General features: G+C 31.7%; 14 protein-coding genes. 10 read left to right on the top strand and 4 right to left on the bottom strand.

Going from position 1 to position 15,858, the window contains the following annotated elements:
• Positions 1-17: 17 nt before the first annotated feature.
• From BBI01_RS10875 to BBI01_RS10850, 6 genes are all read left to right on the top strand, one after another.
• The gene (locus BBI01_RS10875; RefSeq protein ID WP_065394678.1) at positions 18-6,659 is read left to right on the top strand and encodes an RHS repeat-associated core domain-containing protein; all 6,642 of its coding nucleotides are present in this window, start codon (positions 18-20) and stop codon (positions 6,657-6,659) included.
• Complete coding sequence (locus BBI01_RS10870; RefSeq protein WP_065394677.1) at positions 6,641-7,066, top strand: hypothetical protein; 426 nt, start codon at positions 6,641-6,643, stop codon at positions 7,064-7,066. Before BBI01_RS10875 ends, BBI01_RS10870 begins: the two co-directional genes overlap by 19 nt.
• A gap of 54 nt (positions 7,067-7,120) precedes the next feature.
• On the top strand, positions 7,121-7,717 hold the full coding sequence (locus BBI01_RS10865; protein ID WP_065394676.1) for a hypothetical protein: 597 nt from the start codon (positions 7,121-7,123) through the stop codon (positions 7,715-7,717).
• Between the two features lie 91 nt (positions 7,718-7,808).
• Positions 7,809-8,447 carry a hypothetical protein gene (locus BBI01_RS10860; RefSeq protein ID WP_065394675.1) on the top strand — a complete coding sequence of 213 codons (639 nt, stop codon included), beginning with the start codon at positions 7,809-7,811 and terminating at the stop codon, positions 8,445-8,447.
• A gap of 158 nt (positions 8,448-8,605) precedes the next feature.
• Positions 8,606-9,133, top strand: a complete 528-nt coding sequence (locus tag BBI01_RS10855; protein ID WP_065394674.1) for a hypothetical protein — start codon at positions 8,606-8,608, stop codon at positions 9,131-9,133.
• 20 nt (positions 9,134-9,153) lie between these two features.
• Positions 9,154-9,756 carry a hypothetical protein gene (locus BBI01_RS10850; protein ID WP_065394673.1) on the top strand — a complete coding sequence of 201 codons (603 nt, stop codon included), beginning with the start codon at positions 9,154-9,156 and terminating at the stop codon, positions 9,754-9,756.
• Positions 9,757-9,847: 91 nt separating this feature from the next.
• Here the strand turns inward: BBI01_RS10850 and BBI01_RS10845 are convergent, their stop codons facing one another.
• On the bottom strand, positions 9,848-10,657 hold the full coding sequence (locus BBI01_RS10845) for an enoyl-ACP reductase FabI (protein WP_065394672.1): 810 nt from the start codon (positions 10,655-10,657) through the stop codon (positions 9,848-9,850).
• A gap of 121 nt (positions 10,658-10,778) precedes the next feature.
• Positions 10,779-11,078 carry a DUF883 domain-containing protein gene (locus tag BBI01_RS10840; protein ID WP_076552300.1) on the bottom strand — a complete coding sequence of 100 codons (300 nt, stop codon included), beginning with the start codon at positions 11,076-11,078 and terminating at the stop codon, positions 10,779-10,781.
• A gap of 136 nt (positions 11,079-11,214) precedes the next feature.
• Between BBI01_RS10840 and BBI01_RS10835 the strand changes: the two genes are divergently transcribed.
• Complete coding sequence (locus tag BBI01_RS10835) at positions 11,215-11,772, top strand: DNA-3-methyladenine glycosylase I (RefSeq protein ID WP_065394671.1); 558 nt, start codon at positions 11,215-11,217, stop codon at positions 11,770-11,772.
• A 256-nt stretch (positions 11,773-12,028) separates the two neighbouring features.
• Entirely contained in the window at positions 12,029-13,306 is a 1,278-nt protein-coding gene (locus tag BBI01_RS10830; RefSeq protein ID WP_065394670.1) for a phage tail-like protein, read from the top strand.
• Between the two features lie 76 nt (positions 13,307-13,382).
• On the opposite strand, the gene BBI01_RS10825 is transcribed toward BBI01_RS10830, so the two are convergent.
• Both BBI01_RS10825 and BBI01_RS22540 read right to left on the bottom strand, forming a co-directional pair.
• On the bottom strand, positions 13,383-14,132 hold the full coding sequence (locus BBI01_RS10825; protein ID WP_065394837.1) for a DUF3667 domain-containing protein: 750 nt from the start codon (positions 14,130-14,132) through the stop codon (positions 13,383-13,385).
• Between the two features lie 13 nt (positions 14,133-14,145).
• The gene (locus BBI01_RS22540; RefSeq protein ID WP_123862135.1) at positions 14,146-14,394 is read right to left on the bottom strand and encodes a hypothetical protein; all 249 of its coding nucleotides are present in this window, start codon (positions 14,392-14,394) and stop codon (positions 14,146-14,148) included.
• A gap of 217 nt (positions 14,395-14,611) precedes the next feature.
• On the opposite strand from BBI01_RS22540, the gene BBI01_RS10820 reads away from it, so the two are divergent.
• Together BBI01_RS10820 and BBI01_RS10815 are read left to right on the top strand one after the other, a co-directional pair.
• Positions 14,612-15,040 carry a MarR family winged helix-turn-helix transcriptional regulator gene (locus tag BBI01_RS10820; RefSeq protein WP_065394669.1) on the top strand — a complete coding sequence of 143 codons (429 nt, stop codon included), beginning with the start codon at positions 14,612-14,614 and terminating at the stop codon, positions 15,038-15,040.
• A complete protein-coding gene (locus BBI01_RS10815; RefSeq protein ID WP_065394668.1) occupies positions 15,037-15,807 on the top strand; it encodes a Rossmann-fold NAD(P)-binding domain-containing protein in 771 nt (256 codons plus the stop codon). Before BBI01_RS10820 ends, BBI01_RS10815 begins: the two co-directional genes overlap by 4 nt.
• Positions 15,808-15,858: the final 51 nt, after the last annotated feature.

The raw sequence follows: 15,858 nt of genomic DNA, 5'->3' as shown, positions 1-15,858 counted from the left end.
TTCTAAAACACAAATTAATGAATTCTAATAGAAGGAAAATAAAATTATTTTCGAGCTTTCTGTTATCCTGTATTTCGATACTGGGATTTTCACAGAATACACAAACACAAAAATTCCATGATACCAAAGGAAATATAGAGGTTACCTCAGCAGGACAGCTTCAGTATACATTAGCTATTGAAACTCCACCCGGTATAAAAAATTTGGTGCCCGATGTTAATCTTACCTATGTAAGTGGTGCCGGAAACGGACTTGCCGGTTATGGATGGAATATTTCCGGAATAGCATCTATTTCAAGAACGGGTAAAAGTCTTGAAAAAGATGGAGTCATGAAGGGAGTACAATTAGATTATTCAGATTACTACAGCTTCGGTGGGCAAAGGCTCATTTTAAAATCGGGAGAATATGGCAAGGATGGTGCAGAATATATAACTGAAAAATACTCCAATATAAAGATTAAGTCAGTAGGGGCTATTGCAGGGCAGCCATGGCAGGGTCCTGAATATTGGGAGGTTACTCTTGAAAATGGTTCTCAGGTATGGTATGGTGCAATCTCTTCGGGAAATAGTAATGCAAGAACTCCTTTAGATTATTACATTGTAAAATCAAAAGATACCAACGGTAACTATATTACTTATGATTATATACTGGAAAATAATGTTGCTGTTATCAATAATATTGAATGGGGAGGAAATGAAACTCAAAATACTCCGTCTATTAATAAAATGATGTTCACTTTCCAAGCAAGACCTAAGTCAGAGACAGCCTATATAAAAGGGAGTGAATTTTCTCAATCTAAATTACTTGAATCTATTACTGTTACTACAAAAGGAAAACAACATAAAAAGTATAAGCTAATCTATAAAACAGATTACCAGAAAACTCTTTATAGGTATCTGGAAAAAATAACCGTTTTAAACAGTGATGATGAAGAAACTACCCCAGCTCATTTCATTTACGAAAAATCATATAATCCATATACTGCAAATCGGCATGATTGGAAAGCAGGGACAACATTAAAGCCTAATAGTGATACTGATGTAATAGGGGATTTTGATGGAGATGGCAATCTTGATTTATTAAGGTATCACTCTGTAATATCTGATAAAATACCACAAAAAGGCTTATATCTCTATAAAAACTTCTATTCACTTACCCTTGATGTTTCTAATAATATTCCACAATTTATAGAGAGTACTTTATTAGGTTTAAAAGAAGCAGTAGCTGTGAACTTAAAAAAAGAAAATTTAATCCATAATAGGCAAGGATTTGTCATATATCAAAAAGTTAAAAATTCAACTACGTCCAAATTTGATCTTGAGCTATTATTTTATAGTATTGGAGAAAATAATCAATTGGTTTTAAACCATAGAAAAGTTATAGCAAATTCTGATTATGACAATACTTATGGAATTTCAATAGATGGGACAGTTACGACTATTAATAATCTAAAAAATATAGATTTCAATGGGGATGGCTTAAGTGAGTTAGTATTAATGCTTAATGATAAATCTTGTGAAATTTTAGAAGGACCGAATAAAAGACCAACAAAATGTGATGAACATAAACGTTATTATGTAATTGATCTAGATGAAACTATTCAGGGGAATAACTGGTTTTATCCCTTGCATCTTTCTTTTGATTATGATAAAAGAGATCAGGATATATTTGAAATTTATAAAACTGGAGATTTCAATGGAGATGGTTTGTTTGATTTTCTAAGAATAGATTCAAATAAAAAACCATTTTTGATCACTTTTCAGAAAAATACCTCAGGAAAGTATATTTCTAGTTTATCTCCTTTTAATCCTTCCAACAATGAAATCATTAAAGGAGTATGGGAAGACAGTTTAGTTGGTGATTTTAATGGCGATGGACTTAGTGATCTTATGATGACAGCTGATGTTACTTCTGCCTTGTGGTATATCTATACATCAAAAGGAAATGGCTTTAAAGAAGAAATGATAGCTTTTGAACGACAGGCAAAAACTCGTCAGATACTTACAGAATTGAATGAAAACATTAAAGTGTACAATCCCCGAACATTTGTAGCTTACGATATTAACAATGATGGAAAAACAGATTTAGTTAACCTTCAATCTCAAAGATTTTATTACAGATATTGGGCAGGAGACAGCACTTTTGGAGCAGCTTATAAAGAAGAAATAAGGTTCACCTTTAAGGTTTTTTCAATTTTTGAAGGTGATTACAGTACTGTAAATGATATTTATGGATATAATAGTGATTATATCACGTATTTTACTGCTAATAACCATACTGGGCAATTAGCTGTTGGTAAATCAGACTTTATAGGAGTTCCTGCTGATCTGTGGACAGGAGCGATGTTAAAAAAAATTGTGATGGGATCTATTGGAGAAGTTGATCTTGATTACGGTAAAGGGCAATATACAAAGTCATGCAATTTCTTTGATATTTCAATGGAGGGACGTATTAAGAGTATCATACAAGGAGGGGTAACTACTGATATTACCTACAAGCAATTAGATAAAATCAAGAATCCGGGATTATATGACGGGGTTAAAACTGAAAGCTATCCTTATGTTGAAATTAATCAATCAACAGGAATGTATGTTGTTTCAGAGCTTAGTCAATCTACTACTTCAGATAAGAAACTGAAACAGGATTTCAGATACAGAGGGCTTACGTCTAATATTCTTGGAAGAGGAATGATAGGATTTAGAAAAACAGCACGCTCATCATGGTATGCAGAAGGATTTGAAAATACAAAAGTATGGTCTGGAGTAGAGATTGATCCTGCTAATGATGGTGTTCCCGTTAAAGAATGGAAAATCAAGACCAATGAAGAATCCAAAATATTTCCGGAAGACCTTTCTGAAAATAACTTACAATTATTGAGCCTTTCCACCATAACCTATCAAAAAGATAAACTTTTAAACGGTCAGACAGTGGCAAACATATCAGACGCAGACAAAGCTAAAATAGTTACATCTCTTCTTCCAAAAACAAGTAGAAATAAAGACTTTTTGACTAATGTTGTTACTGAAAATACAATTACTTACGGTCAGTATTATTTGCCTTCTATTTCAAAAACATCTGTTAATGGAAATATAGGTGTATCAAGCCAGCAATTTACATATGCTAATAACCCTTCCGGACAAGGAAAAGATTATTATATAGGAAGAGTTACTGTTAAAGTAAATGAGAACAATGCATATTCTGATAATCATAAAACAATGGAATTATACATTTACGAAAATAATCTTGTAAAAATGATTGGAATTATTCCAGGAGCAGATATTCATAATCTAAATAATGGCATAGTGAATGAGTTTATGTATGATGGATTTGGAAATATTATTAAAAAGACAATCAAAATAGGTAATAATAGTGCTATTAATGTAAATGATGGACCTAAACAAACTGAAAGCTCAGAATTTGATTCTACTGGTAGATTTGTTATAAAGAAAACTGATAATTTAGGACTGGAAACAAATTTTACTTATAATGATTTAGGGCAGATATTAACACAAACAGATCCATTGGGGAATATCATTACAAATACGTACGATAATTGGGGTAAGCTCTTAACCTCAGCCAATAATTTAATAGGAAAGACTACTTATGCTTATGATAAGGATACCAATTATAATGTTACTATTACCCAGAATGAATCGGATGGAAATATTACGAAAGTATTTACTAATAAACTGGGGCAGGAGTATCGGACTTCTACAAAAGCTTTTGAACAAGGGAAATTTGTATCTAAAGATATTCAGTATGATATATTAGGAAGAAAAACAAAAGAATCTGAACCCTATTTCGAAGGACAGAGCGCAAACCAATGGAATACTATTATTTATGATGATTCTGTATTTCCTGCCAAAGTTACGACTACCGCTTTCAATGGTAAACAAACAGAAACGATGGTCTCAGGTTTGACAACAACTGTTAAAGAGCTTAATATTAATGGATACCAGAGAACAACTTCCAAAACAGCAGATGCTTTAGGTAATATCATTGCCACTACAGATAAAGGAGGAACAATACAGTTTTCCTATAATGCCATTGGAAAGCAAATTCAGGCTAAATATGGAGAAAATATAGTGACTACCAAATATGATAAATGGGGAAGGAAATCTGAGTTTAATGATCCTTCAAATGGGCTATACAAATATCAGTATAATGGGTTTGGGCAGCCCACCAAGATTATAAGTCCTAAAGGAACTAAAGAATATATCTATAACAAATCAGGACAGTTAATTTCTCAAAAAGAACTTTCAATAACAGACGCAGGACAAGCAACCAATAAAAATATTTCTTTTATATATAATGCTAAAGGTCTGCTTATTAAAAAATCTGGTATTGCACAGGGACAGGAGTTTAGTTCTGATTTTACATATGATCCTCAGGGAAGATTATTATCAAATTCAGAAAGTAGCTATGGAAGAAATTATACCCAAAAAGGAATCACCTATGATGATAAAGGAAGGATAGTTTCCTTTGAAAAAGAATTGCAGGGTGGGATAACTACCAAGGTTGCTATAGAAAATGTTTACAGCGCATGGAACGGAGAGCTTTATCAGACCAAAGATAAAAACTCTGGTAAAGTCTTATGGGAGCTTAAAGAAACTAATGTTAAAGGTCAGGCATTAAAAACAAAATTAGGAGAAGCGGAAATTAAGAATTCTTATGATGTAAATGGTTTCTTAACTAATACTAATCACTCATCAGCTATTAAGCCTTCTATTCTTCAATTGTCCTATTCTTTTGATGCTATAAAGAACGAGTTGAGAGCCAGAACAACAAGCGGAGACTTTAATATTACTGAATCTTTTGATTATGATGATAATAATCGCCTTATCAACTGGAGTAACCCAATAACCGGAATTAAGCCATCTTCAGATAGAAATGTTTATGATAGTAAAGGGAGAATTACCCAAAATGATCAGATAGGAAATATTAAGTTTGAAAATTCTGATAAAATTTACCAACCAACGGGTATGACTTTAAATACGGCAGGAACGCAAAATTATAATGGTGATTTGATTCAAACCATTACTTATAATGAAAATAACGATCCAGTACAGATAAATGGAGAAAAAAATCAGATTAAATTTAGATACGGTCTTGGCAATATGAGACAGAAAGTGGATATTTTAAAACTTAAACAAAACAGTAGTTCAATCGAATTTGCATTGAGCACCAGTAGAACGGATATTGTAGATCCTAATGCTCCGATATGGAAAAATACTATAACAAAGCTTTATAGTGAAGATGGAAGTTTTGAAGTAATTATAAATCAAGCAAGCAACGAAGAAAAGCACATTCTATATATCGAGGGAAGCCCTTATGAATCAAACATCGTATATTTGAAGGACTTTGGTCAGACAGAAGGATCTTATAAATTTCTTCACAAAGACTATTTAGGAAGTATCCTCGCTATAAGTGATGAATCAGGGAATAGGCTTGAGCAGAGACATTTCGATGCCTGGGGAAATCTTACACATTTACAGTGCGGAAACACCCCCGTTATCATGGATAAAAATGTTATTGACAATACCTTATTGTTAGTTGACCGTGGCTATACCGGTCATGAACACTTTGCCGAGGTAGGGATTATTCACATGAATGGCAGGTTGTATGATCCATTATTAAGAAGATTCCTAAATGCAGATGAGAATATACAAGACCCTACCAATACCCAGAACTATAATAAGTACGGATATGTGATGAATAATCCGTTAATGTACAACGATCCTGATGGAGAATTTTGGATGTGGTTAGCAGGCGCATTAGTAGGAGGGTATTTAAATGGTGTAGCTGCCAATAACGGTAACTGGAATCCTACAAAATGGAATTGGCAGAAGTCATGGAGTGCAGTAGTGGGAGGCGCTATTGGTGGGGCGGCAATTGGAGGTACTATAGGTAACATATCCAATAATGTAGGAGCTATTAAGAATTATTTACCAGGAATTGTTTCAGGAGGATTAAATTCTGCTTTTAGTGGAGGGAATTTCCTAGGTGGTGCTATTGGAGGTTTATCTTATAGTGCTGATGTATTTGATAATAGGATTACTCCTGGATCTGGGATAAATACCGGGTATAAATATATTATTTCTCCAAACCATAATGATGAAGGAAGTGGATTAAATAACTTTGAACAAGAAAATCCAGTCGCACCTTGGTTTTTTGACGAAAAGGGTGAAGAGCTATTGAATCATTGGTTAGGAGGCTCTGGGAAAAAATTAAATTTTAGTTATGATAAAGGCTGGACTACATATATGAGTAAAAATGGATTTTTACAGTATGAACTTCGTAAAAGAGCTATAGCACGAAGTTATACTATGTATTCTGAGAAAAAAACTAAACATTCTGAGACTTCAGGTAACTTCTGGTTCGAAATAGATAACTCTTATAATACAGGTTATGGAATGCTACATGGAACTCAATATTTTAGTTATGATATGAGAGGGAATTATGATATAAAAAATGATTCATATATTTTTCAATTTAATTTGAAATGGACCGATCAGATAAATTATAATAAACATTTTTTAATGGATAGAATTTTCAATGGAATTACAAGAGCTGTTGCTAAGCCCAAAGACTACTGGATTACTATTAAATGGATTCAAACAATTATCATAAAAAATAAAGAATGGGAAAAATTACAATAATTTTAATGCTATTTCTAATAATTAGTTGCGATAGGAGTAATAGTTATGCAAAAAATGATAAAAATTTAGGCGTATTTGTTAAGGAAAATACATTTATTAGCTCGCCTGGAATATATTATTTCAGGGATTTTAGTATTGTTGTAAAAGAATTCAAGGATGATACAATTATTTATGGGGTTTTCGACTATTACAATAATTTATTATATCAGAGAAATATTAATGTTCCAATTAGTAATTATATGAAATGGACTATTTATATTGACAATCAAGGTAGATTATGGTTCTATAATACAGATTATCAAGAAACTAATATTTTAGTTGTAAAAAGGGATAAAACAACTTTTGTTAAAGATTTGAGAAAACTACCTCCAATACCGGATGAACTTTCAAAATTTATTAAAGAGTAAAATGAGGGCTGTCAAAAAAGGCAGCCTTTTCTTCAAAATTCAAAATATTTTAAAATGAAAAATCTTTTAGTTTTAATATTTTTTTCTTCCTTTTTTCTATTGTCCTGTAATAAAGAAAAGAGTAAAACAAATACATTTAATTTATCTTATGCAAGAAATATTAAAGATATAATACTCAATTTTAAAAATAATACAAATACTGATATCATATTTTTAGCACCTAATGCTATAGAATTTGAAAGTCTTAATAATAAAGATTACCAAAATGTTTATGGAGTAATAGAGCCTAATCAATCTGATAAATATTACCAGAAAATATTAGATAGTCTTTATATCAAAACATTAATAGATGAAAAAATGCAGGTTCTTATTGATTTAAAACGTCCTTCTGATGGACACTCTGTGTTTTATTTAAAAAAGAATAGTTATTTAAAAGTATTATATAAACTAAAAATTCAGCGAACAGCTATTCCTTCAAAATATAAACAAATTTATTACCCTTATCCAAGAGGCATTCAAGAAAATTATTTAGAAAGAGATTATATAACGAAATTTTCTAAGCTTAATTTTGGTAAAGCAAAATTTGTATTACAACCAGTAATAGAAGATAGCTTATTTATAAAAGTTTCCGAAAAGAATACAAATTATTAAAATAAGAACATTATAACTTGAATGAATCTGTCTCAGCTGTGAGGCGGATTCATTACAATTGGATATAAAAAATATTTAAAAGTACTTTAAAATGAAAAAAATCACATTAATTTTATTAACAATATTCTGTGTGATTTCTTGTAAACAGGAATCAAAAAAAGATAGTGTTTTGACCTTAAAGTATAGCAAAAATAAAAATGAATTGACTCTTATCTTTGAAAATAATACTTCTTATGATATTATTTTTCCTGCTCCAAATACACTTGAATTTGGTGATAAGAACTTCAAAGATTTTTCTACTCAGGGTGGAAAAGAGAAAGACTTTCCCATAAATGTACATGCAATAATACAGAATGATCAGTTTTCTAAATTTTATCAAAGAAAATTAGACAGTATTAGAATTGCCGATTTGTCAAATAGAGGTATGACTGATGTAATAAATCAAATAATGCCAGGTGATGGAGATTCTATATTTTATTTACAAAAAAATGAAAAAATGAAAATAAAGTATAAATTAATTATTAAACAAACTCCTCCAATTCATAATTATTCTTCGAAATTTAAGCAAAATTATTATCCTTATAGTAAAATATTGAAAGGTAAATATCCTGAAGGAGAATATTTAAGAAGGTTTTCAAAGTTAAATTTTGGTAAAACAAAATTTGTGGCGCAACCTGTGATAGAAGATAGTTTATTTTTAAGTATCTCTCAGAATGATGCCAATAAATAGCGATTATCTATAATTATAAAAGCTCCTATTATAAACTGTTGGAGCTTTTTTTGAGAACTAAGTCCTCTCTTAAAGATAAAATATTTAAGAATATTTTTAAAACTTAATTTCGGAAAAGCTAAACCTATAGCACAACCTACAATCATTAAATTTAAATTATGAAAAAAATTGTTATATTACCTTTTTGTCTTTTGTTTATTTATTGCTCGAATCAAATTAAATTGAATAAAGGAAAAGATGTTGATATTATATTTCCATTAACCCACATTGATTCCCAATCCACAGAGGTCATAGAGGAGATTATAAAAAATAATACTAATAATACCTATATTATTGATCCTTTAGGTTTTTATGGTAAATCTTTTGTTCTGGAAAATGGGAAAATATTAGATCCATATTTGTATTTTAAAAATGGGTATTATTCTAGAAACGATACATCATGTCGTGAAGATTTGATTATTTTAAATCCATTTCAAACAATAAATCATTCAATAATCTTCGATAAAAACAATCGAGCTGTTTATAAATATAGTAATTCGAATAAGTACGAGCAGATTATTAAATCTTTTCATAACAGATATAATGTAACAATTTTAGGTTGTGATTATTATGTTAAGGAATTAGAGTCTAAGGGATACAAAGTTTTAGAATATAGTATAGTAACTAAAATTCCTTTAAAACCTTAGGAAATACATCCTTAATTAGTATGAAAGCATTTATTTTTATTTTATTAATTATAGTGTCATGTTCAAACAATGACCAGAAGAAAGCTTTAAACAACATAGTAAATGAAAAAATGGAAAATTATGAATCAAAAGATTTTGATATTATTAATATTGAAAATAATTTCATAGAGAAAACAGACAATTGTACTGATGATCTTTCTAAAATTTATCGATCAATATTAATTCCCTATGATGTTATTTCTAATGTTTTTCTATATCCTGTAAATGAAACTATATATGAAAAATCTTATTTAAAAAGTAAATACTATGCAGGTTATAAAATAAAAGTTTCTAATAACATTTGGATACTTTGTTATTTACATCATTTTGATTTACATAGTGAAGAATTGCTTTGGACAATTTATGATTCCCGGAATAAAGTAATAAAATCAAATCTAGTAATTGCAAGTTGGAATGAATCTACTGAAAAAAAGATTAATTATTTTGACGGTAAGCATATTTCAATAACAAGTTCATATGGAAGAAATTTTAAAGATGGAATGGAGGGAGATAATAGTATACCTATCGAAGTATCTGAAATTTTTGAAATTGATAAAGAGTATCGATTCAGAAAAATAAAATAATTTTAATACTATCGGATTCCATAAAACAAAACCGCAACACATTATTAAAATGTATTGCGGTTTTTAATTTATGTAATATATTGAAATATTATTATTCAGCGTCGTATTTACTGATCACCTTCTGAGTAACACCTGTACTGCTGAAACCTCCATCATGGAAAAGATTCTGCATTGTTACTTTCTTAGTAAGATCAGAGAATAAAGTCACACAGTAGTTGGCACAGTCTAAAGCTGTAGCATTTCCTAGTGGAGACATATCGTCAGCATATCCTAAGAAACCTCCGAAACCTTTTACACCGCTACCGGCTGTAGTAGGAGTAGGAGACTGAGAAACTGTGTTTACACGTACTTTTCTTTCACCCCAGTAGTTACCAAAAGTTCTTGCAATACTTTCAAGATACGCCTTGTTATCAGACATATCATTATAGTCAGGGAAAGTTCTCTGAGCTGCAATATAAGTAAGAGCAAGGATGCTTCCCCATTCATTCATACAGTCTTTTTCCCAAGCCACACGCATTACTTTATGGAATGATACAGCAGAAACGTCCCAGCCTTTTTCTAACCAGTCGTAGTTCATTTCTGTATAATGTTTCCCTTTTCTTACATTTACGGACATTCCTATAGAGTGAAGAATAAAGTCTATTTTACCAAATTTAGCAACAGCAGCATCAAAAAGCTTTTCAAGATCTTCTATAGAAGTAGCATCAGCACCTATTACTTCAGATCCTGTTTTTTCAGCTAAAGCATTAAGCTCTCCCATTCTCATAGCGATAGGAGCATTCGATAAGATGAATTCCGCACCTTCTTCATGACATCTTTCAGCAACTTTCCATGCGATAGATTGTTCATTAAGAGCTCCAAATATAATTCCCTTTTTGCCTTTAAGTAAACCGTATGACATAATTTTTTAATGTTTATTGAACTACAAATGTAGCAATAATTGTAGTTATGACATAATAAAAATGGAGCCTTATCGATTATAAGACTCCATTTATCTTGAAAATATTTATATGACTGAAATTTTAATTGGTTTTCTTATTCCATTCTGCCTTTACATCCTCTGCCGCATCTTTGGTTTTTTCCCATGCCTCATCAGCTTTGTCCTTAATATCTTCCCAGGCATCTGATACATTAGCTTTTACCCTGTCCAGCCAATCCTCCTGACTTGCTTCCTGGTCATTATTTCGTTTTTCATTGATATAATCCTTGGCTTTGTCTGCCAATTCATTGATTTTCCATTTCGTATTGTCCGCTGCATTCTGTAAAGAATTTTCTACATTGTTTACTGCATTTTCCGCTTTGTTGTAATCTGAATTGTTCATAATACTATAAATTAGGTTTGGTAGTATTGATTAAACAATAACCATTCCTAAAACCGGGGTGCTTTGTTAAATTTTTCATAATCTTTTGTTATCTTTTTCTAAATCATCTTACCTTTATTTAATAAATCTGATAATTATGGAAAAAATACGTTGCGGCTGGTGTGAGAAAGATGACCTTTATAGAAAATATCATGATGAAGAGTGGGGAAGACCCGTATATGATGATGAAACCATATTTGAGTTCCTTGTTCTCGAAAGTTTCCAGGCTGGACTGAGCTGGTATACTATATTATCTAAAAGAGAGAACTTCAGAGAAGCATTTGATCATTTTGATTATCAAAAAATCGCGGCTTATTCAGATCAAAAAATTGAAGAACTCATGAACAATGCAGGAATTATCAGAAACAGACTTAAAATTTTAGCAACTGTCACAAACGCACAAAAGTTCATTGAGGTTCAAAAAGAATTTGGAAGCTTCTCAAAATATATCTGGGGTTTTATAGGAGGAAAACCATTAGACAGCAGACCCAATACATTGCAAGATATTCCGGCTACTACTGAAATATCTGATGCAATTTCAAAAGATCTTAAGAAAAGAGGATTAAAATTTGTTGGTTCCACGGTTGTTTATGCTCATATGCAGGCTACAGGTATGATAAATGATCACATTGAAAGTTGTTTTATAAGAGAATAATGAATTGTGTTTTATTCTTTTTATGGTGATTTTTTTAATGATTATATAATTGTTGATTATTAAATGTATAGCGGTGGCTGTTTTCAAATGCTTATCATTAAAAGGGTTTTTAAGTTATTGTAAATTAGTATTTTTCATCTTTTGGTGAGTAGTGTCTTATTTAGTCACTTTAAAGTGTTTTAAATTATTGAATTTTCAATAAAATAGTTGATTTGTTAAAAAGTTTGTATATTTGCATCCTCAAAAAACACATGTGATGCAGAGAAAATATAAACATACCTTAAGCCTTCTTTTTTTATTTTTTACTATGATTGCGAGTGCTCAGATTGGGATTGGATTACCTAGTCCGGATCGTTCTGCAATGCTTCATGTAGATTCTAAAGATAAAGGAGTGCTTTTACCAAGTATAGCTTTAGCATCTAGTACAGATAACATTACTATCCCTTCTCCGGCTGACGGACTTATCGTATGGAATAACGGAAAAGCCGGTCTTACAGAAGTCGGATTTTATTATTGGTATGAATCAAAATGGAATAAAATATCTACAGATTCCAGTACAATGAATAAAACTGATAACGGGACAGGCTGGAATACGACGGGAGAAAACAGTGGAAACTATAGCGGTGCCAATACAGCATTGTCATTGGGAACAAAAACAATGGATGATCTTATCTTTAAAGTAAATGCTTCCATCGCAGGAAGATTAGGAGTAGATAACTCTGTAAGCTTTGGATTGGGAGCAAATGCCGGTCAGAATGGTATTGCCATCGGAAGTTCAAGTTCCGCATTTCAAGGGATTTCTATTGGTAGTGCAGCTGCTGTTTCTGCAAATGATGCTTTGGCAATCGGGAATAAATCGACTGCAGGAGCTTTTAAGTCAACAGCTATCGGATATAATGCCCAAACGAGTAAAAATGAATCTACTGCAATTGGAAATAATGCTTCTGCGGGAGGATTTCAATCTATCGCATTGGGATATAATGCGAAAACAAATACAAATAGTGAAACAGCGTTAGGGTATAATGCTTTAACTAATAAAGAAAATTCAACTGCTTTAGGTTCAGAAGCTAATGCTTTGGGGCAATATTCTACAGCTATAGGATATGGAGCCACCACCTCACAAGCCAATGCCATTGTTTTGGGAAATAATAATGCGAATGTAGGTATTGGTACTGGTGCTCCGAATACTTCTGCAAAGCTGGATGTAAACGGACAATATAAACTTGGTGAGAAAGGAAGCATACAGAAAAATCAGATTACTTTTGAAGTATGGGCTGATGTATCTATTAATAATTTGCCTCCGGGAAAATCTAAAACATTGGATATTGCTGTACCGGTAGGGTTTCAACCAGGTTCTACAAGAGCTGTAGTTGTGGTTTCTCCGGCAGGAGATTTTGCAGGAAATTCAACATTTTCCATCTCTAATCCAAGGCTGACATCTACTTCGAGTATTGCCATTAACCTTACCAATATTTCAGGGAATGCAAACAGTCTGTACTCAAATCATTTTTATGTGATGATCAATGAGTTTTAATTTGATAATAAGTTTTATTATAGTTGATATGGTGTTAAAGGCTTCCTGATTGGGAAGCCTTTTTTATTAAATAAGTTTATGTATTTAAAATAGAGGAAATAAGCCCCCAGATATAGCCGACACAAGATTGGAAGATCATAAAGGAAAAAGGAATCATAAGACTTCTGAAAACCAGACCTGCTTTAGAATATCCTGATGGGGAGAAAAACTGAGAATAAAACCATATTCCATAGATAAGACTGAATATAAAGAATACCATAAGATACGAACTGACAAGGGCTGCAGATTTATCAAAGAATAAAGTAACTAGTGTTAAAACTACTGTAGCTACCATTTCAGCGGCTGTTTTATAGGCATTGAGAACAAGATGTTCAGAATAATTAAAGCCAGCTTTTCGAAACCAAATATAACTGAAAATAGCGTTGAAAGGGATCATAAGCAATAGAAAAATTTTCAGATAAGAAGTCATTAATTCCTGTATGGAAACCATTTTATCCTTAATCGTATCAGATACTAAAACACTATATTCCAGATTTGAATAATGTGAAAGTATCGATGAAATGGTAGCTGTTAATAGTAAAAGCGTGATGACGTTGAAATAATTGGCTCTTTTTCCAAGGATATATTCCCTGACACTGTTTCCTGGTCTTGTGAATAACTCTTTTATCGTGTACAAAATTCCTCTATCTACATGCCATACCCCGTGGATAAGATCATGTTCTATGAAATGTCTTAAAGAATATCTGTGAGTGCTGGATTTTTGTCCGCAGCTGCCACAATAATTAGTAGTGACAGGCTGGTTACAGTTTAAACATGTATGGTTCACTTTTGAAGATTTCTTAGTTAGACTTACGAGACTTAATTTCGTTACACACATCTTTTTGACTTTTCCAGAAAAAAAGAAAGATAGGTAAGAATGAGACCGGTAAAAAGGTGATGGCAGTTGTTCCCTTTTTTATAGTGGTATAAAGAGAAGCCAATATCATAATTCCCCATAAAATGCTATAGAAAATAAATATAGCTTTTCGTTTCTTTTCTTCTTTTAGCAACTCATCATAGGATAGTTCTGATAGTTTAGTGGTTTTCATATTCGAGGTTAGTTTTTAAGAATTCGTTTTGACTAAATTAATCAAAAAGTGAAATTAATATACGTGATTGATTAAAAAAATAGGATAATAATAGAAAAAACACCCTTAAGTGTAGTATTTTTTGAAGTGATGATAGTGAGGAATTATTAATTAATATTTGAAGCAAATATATTGTGTGCAAAATAATTTAAGTATTTTTGTTCTTTTAAAATAAATTATGATAGCCTTCTCAGAACATTTATGCTTTAAAACCTATGCTGTTTCAAGGTATATTACAGGATTATACAAACCTTATCTGGATGAAATTTCTCTTACCTATCCTCAATACCTGGTTATGCTGGTATTATGGGAAAACGGAGAAATGAATATAAGTAAAATTGGTGAATACCTTCATCTGGATAACGGAACATTAACACCTTTGCTGAAAAGAATGGAAAAAAATAGACTACTTAGCAGAACCCGAAGTATGGATGATGAAAGAGTAGTACTCATCAATTTGACAGAGGATGGTAAAATGCTGAAAGAACAGGCAAAACATATTCCAGAAGCAGTACAAAGTTGTTTTCATCTCAATGAAGAAAAGAAAAAGGAATTAATGAATGCTTTGGATGAAATATTATTAGCGCAAAATCAATCAGCAATATGAAAAAAATAGGGATCATAGGATACGGATGGTTAGGAGAGAGGATTGCGAACTCTATGTCCGGTAAATGCTCAATATATGCTACTACAACTACTCAGGAAAAAGTTGATCAACTTAATATAAAAGGATTGAGGGCAATAGTTGCAAGTTTCCCAGATTATCAGCTTCCTGAGCCAATTTCAAGATGGGATGCTTTGGAAGAACTTGATGTGTTGATTATTACTATTCCGATCTCTGGGAAAAGCTGTTGTGTAAGTTCTTTATACAACAGGATTCAAAACTTATCAGGATTCGTTGGTGATTTTAAAGGACAAATGTTTTTAATGAGTTCTACGGGCGTCTATCCGGATCTTTCAAAGAGCTTTACAGAGGAAGATGTTTCGGTAGAACAAGTTTCAGGAGAAAGAATGATGAGGAATAAATATCCACAGATTAATATTTTAAGATTAGGCGGACTGATGGGGGATAACAGACTCCTGAAGAACTATAAAATAAGCAATCCTGATCATGTTGTAAATCATATCCATTATGAAGATATCGTTGGTATTATCTCAAAAATGATTGACCAGGAAAGCTTGTCAAAATTGTATAACGTAACAGCCCCGATTCATCCTATAAAATCTCAGGTGATTAATGCCCAGAAAAATATAGAAGATTCAGTAGAAATATCGGAAATGAAAGGAAAGACAATTCTATCTTCAAAGCTTATCGAAGAACTGGAGTATGTTTTTCAGCATCCTGATCCACGGAAGTTTCATGAGGTTTTATAAATTGCATGAATGAAGATTCTATATCATCAATGACAAAAAAAGAATCTGCGG

The organism is Chryseobacterium artocarpi, from assembly GCF_001684975.1.
In the GTDB taxonomy this organism is placed as follows: domain Bacteria; phylum Bacteroidota; class Bacteroidia; order Flavobacteriales; family Weeksellaceae; genus Chryseobacterium; species Chryseobacterium artocarpi.
This window is presented reverse-complemented; position numbering and strand designations above follow the sequence as displayed.

Excerpts from the sequence above, each read along its gene's own strand:
- BBI01_RS10850 (WP_065394673.1), top strand. The coding sequence starts at position 9,154 with ATGAAAGCATTTATTTTTATTTTATTAATTATAGTGTCATGTTCAAAC.
- BBI01_RS10855 (WP_065394674.1), top strand. The coding sequence starts at position 8,606 with ATGAAAAAAATTGTTATATTACCTTTTTGTCTTTTGTTTATTTATTGC.
- BBI01_RS10820 (WP_065394669.1), top strand. The coding sequence starts at position 14,612 with ATGATAGCCTTCTCAGAACATTTATGCTTTAAAACCTATGCTGTTTCA.
- BBI01_RS10860 (WP_065394675.1), top strand. The coding sequence starts at position 7,809 with ATGAAAAAAATCACATTAATTTTATTAACAATATTCTGTGTGATTTCT.
- BBI01_RS10840 (WP_076552300.1), bottom strand. The coding sequence starts at position 11,078 with ATGAACAATTCAGATTACAACAAAGCGGAAAATGCAGTAAACAATGTA.
- BBI01_RS10845 (WP_065394672.1), bottom strand. The coding sequence starts at position 10,657 with ATGTCATACGGTTTACTTAAAGGCAAAAAGGGAATTATATTTGGAGCT.
- BBI01_RS10835 (WP_065394671.1), top strand. The coding sequence starts at position 11,215 with ATGGAAAAAATACGTTGCGGCTGGTGTGAGAAAGATGACCTTTATAGA.
- BBI01_RS10830 (WP_065394670.1), top strand. The coding sequence starts at position 12,029 with ATGCAGAGAAAATATAAACATACCTTAAGCCTTCTTTTTTTATTTTTT.
- BBI01_RS10870 (WP_065394677.1), top strand. The coding sequence starts at position 6,641 with ATGGGAAAAATTACAATAATTTTAATGCTATTTCTAATAATTAGTTGC.
- BBI01_RS10875 (WP_065394678.1), top strand. The coding sequence starts at position 18 with ATGAATTCTAATAGAAGGAAAATAAAATTATTTTCGAGCTTTCTGTTA.
- BBI01_RS10815 (WP_065394668.1), top strand. The coding sequence starts at position 15,037 with ATGAAAAAAATAGGGATCATAGGATACGGATGGTTAGGAGAGAGGATT.
- BBI01_RS10865 (WP_065394676.1), top strand. The coding sequence starts at position 7,121 with ATGAAAAATCTTTTAGTTTTAATATTTTTTTCTTCCTTTTTTCTATTG.
- BBI01_RS22540 (WP_123862135.1), bottom strand. The coding sequence starts at position 14,394 with ATGAAAACCACTAAACTATCAGAACTATCCTATGATGAGTTGCTAAAA.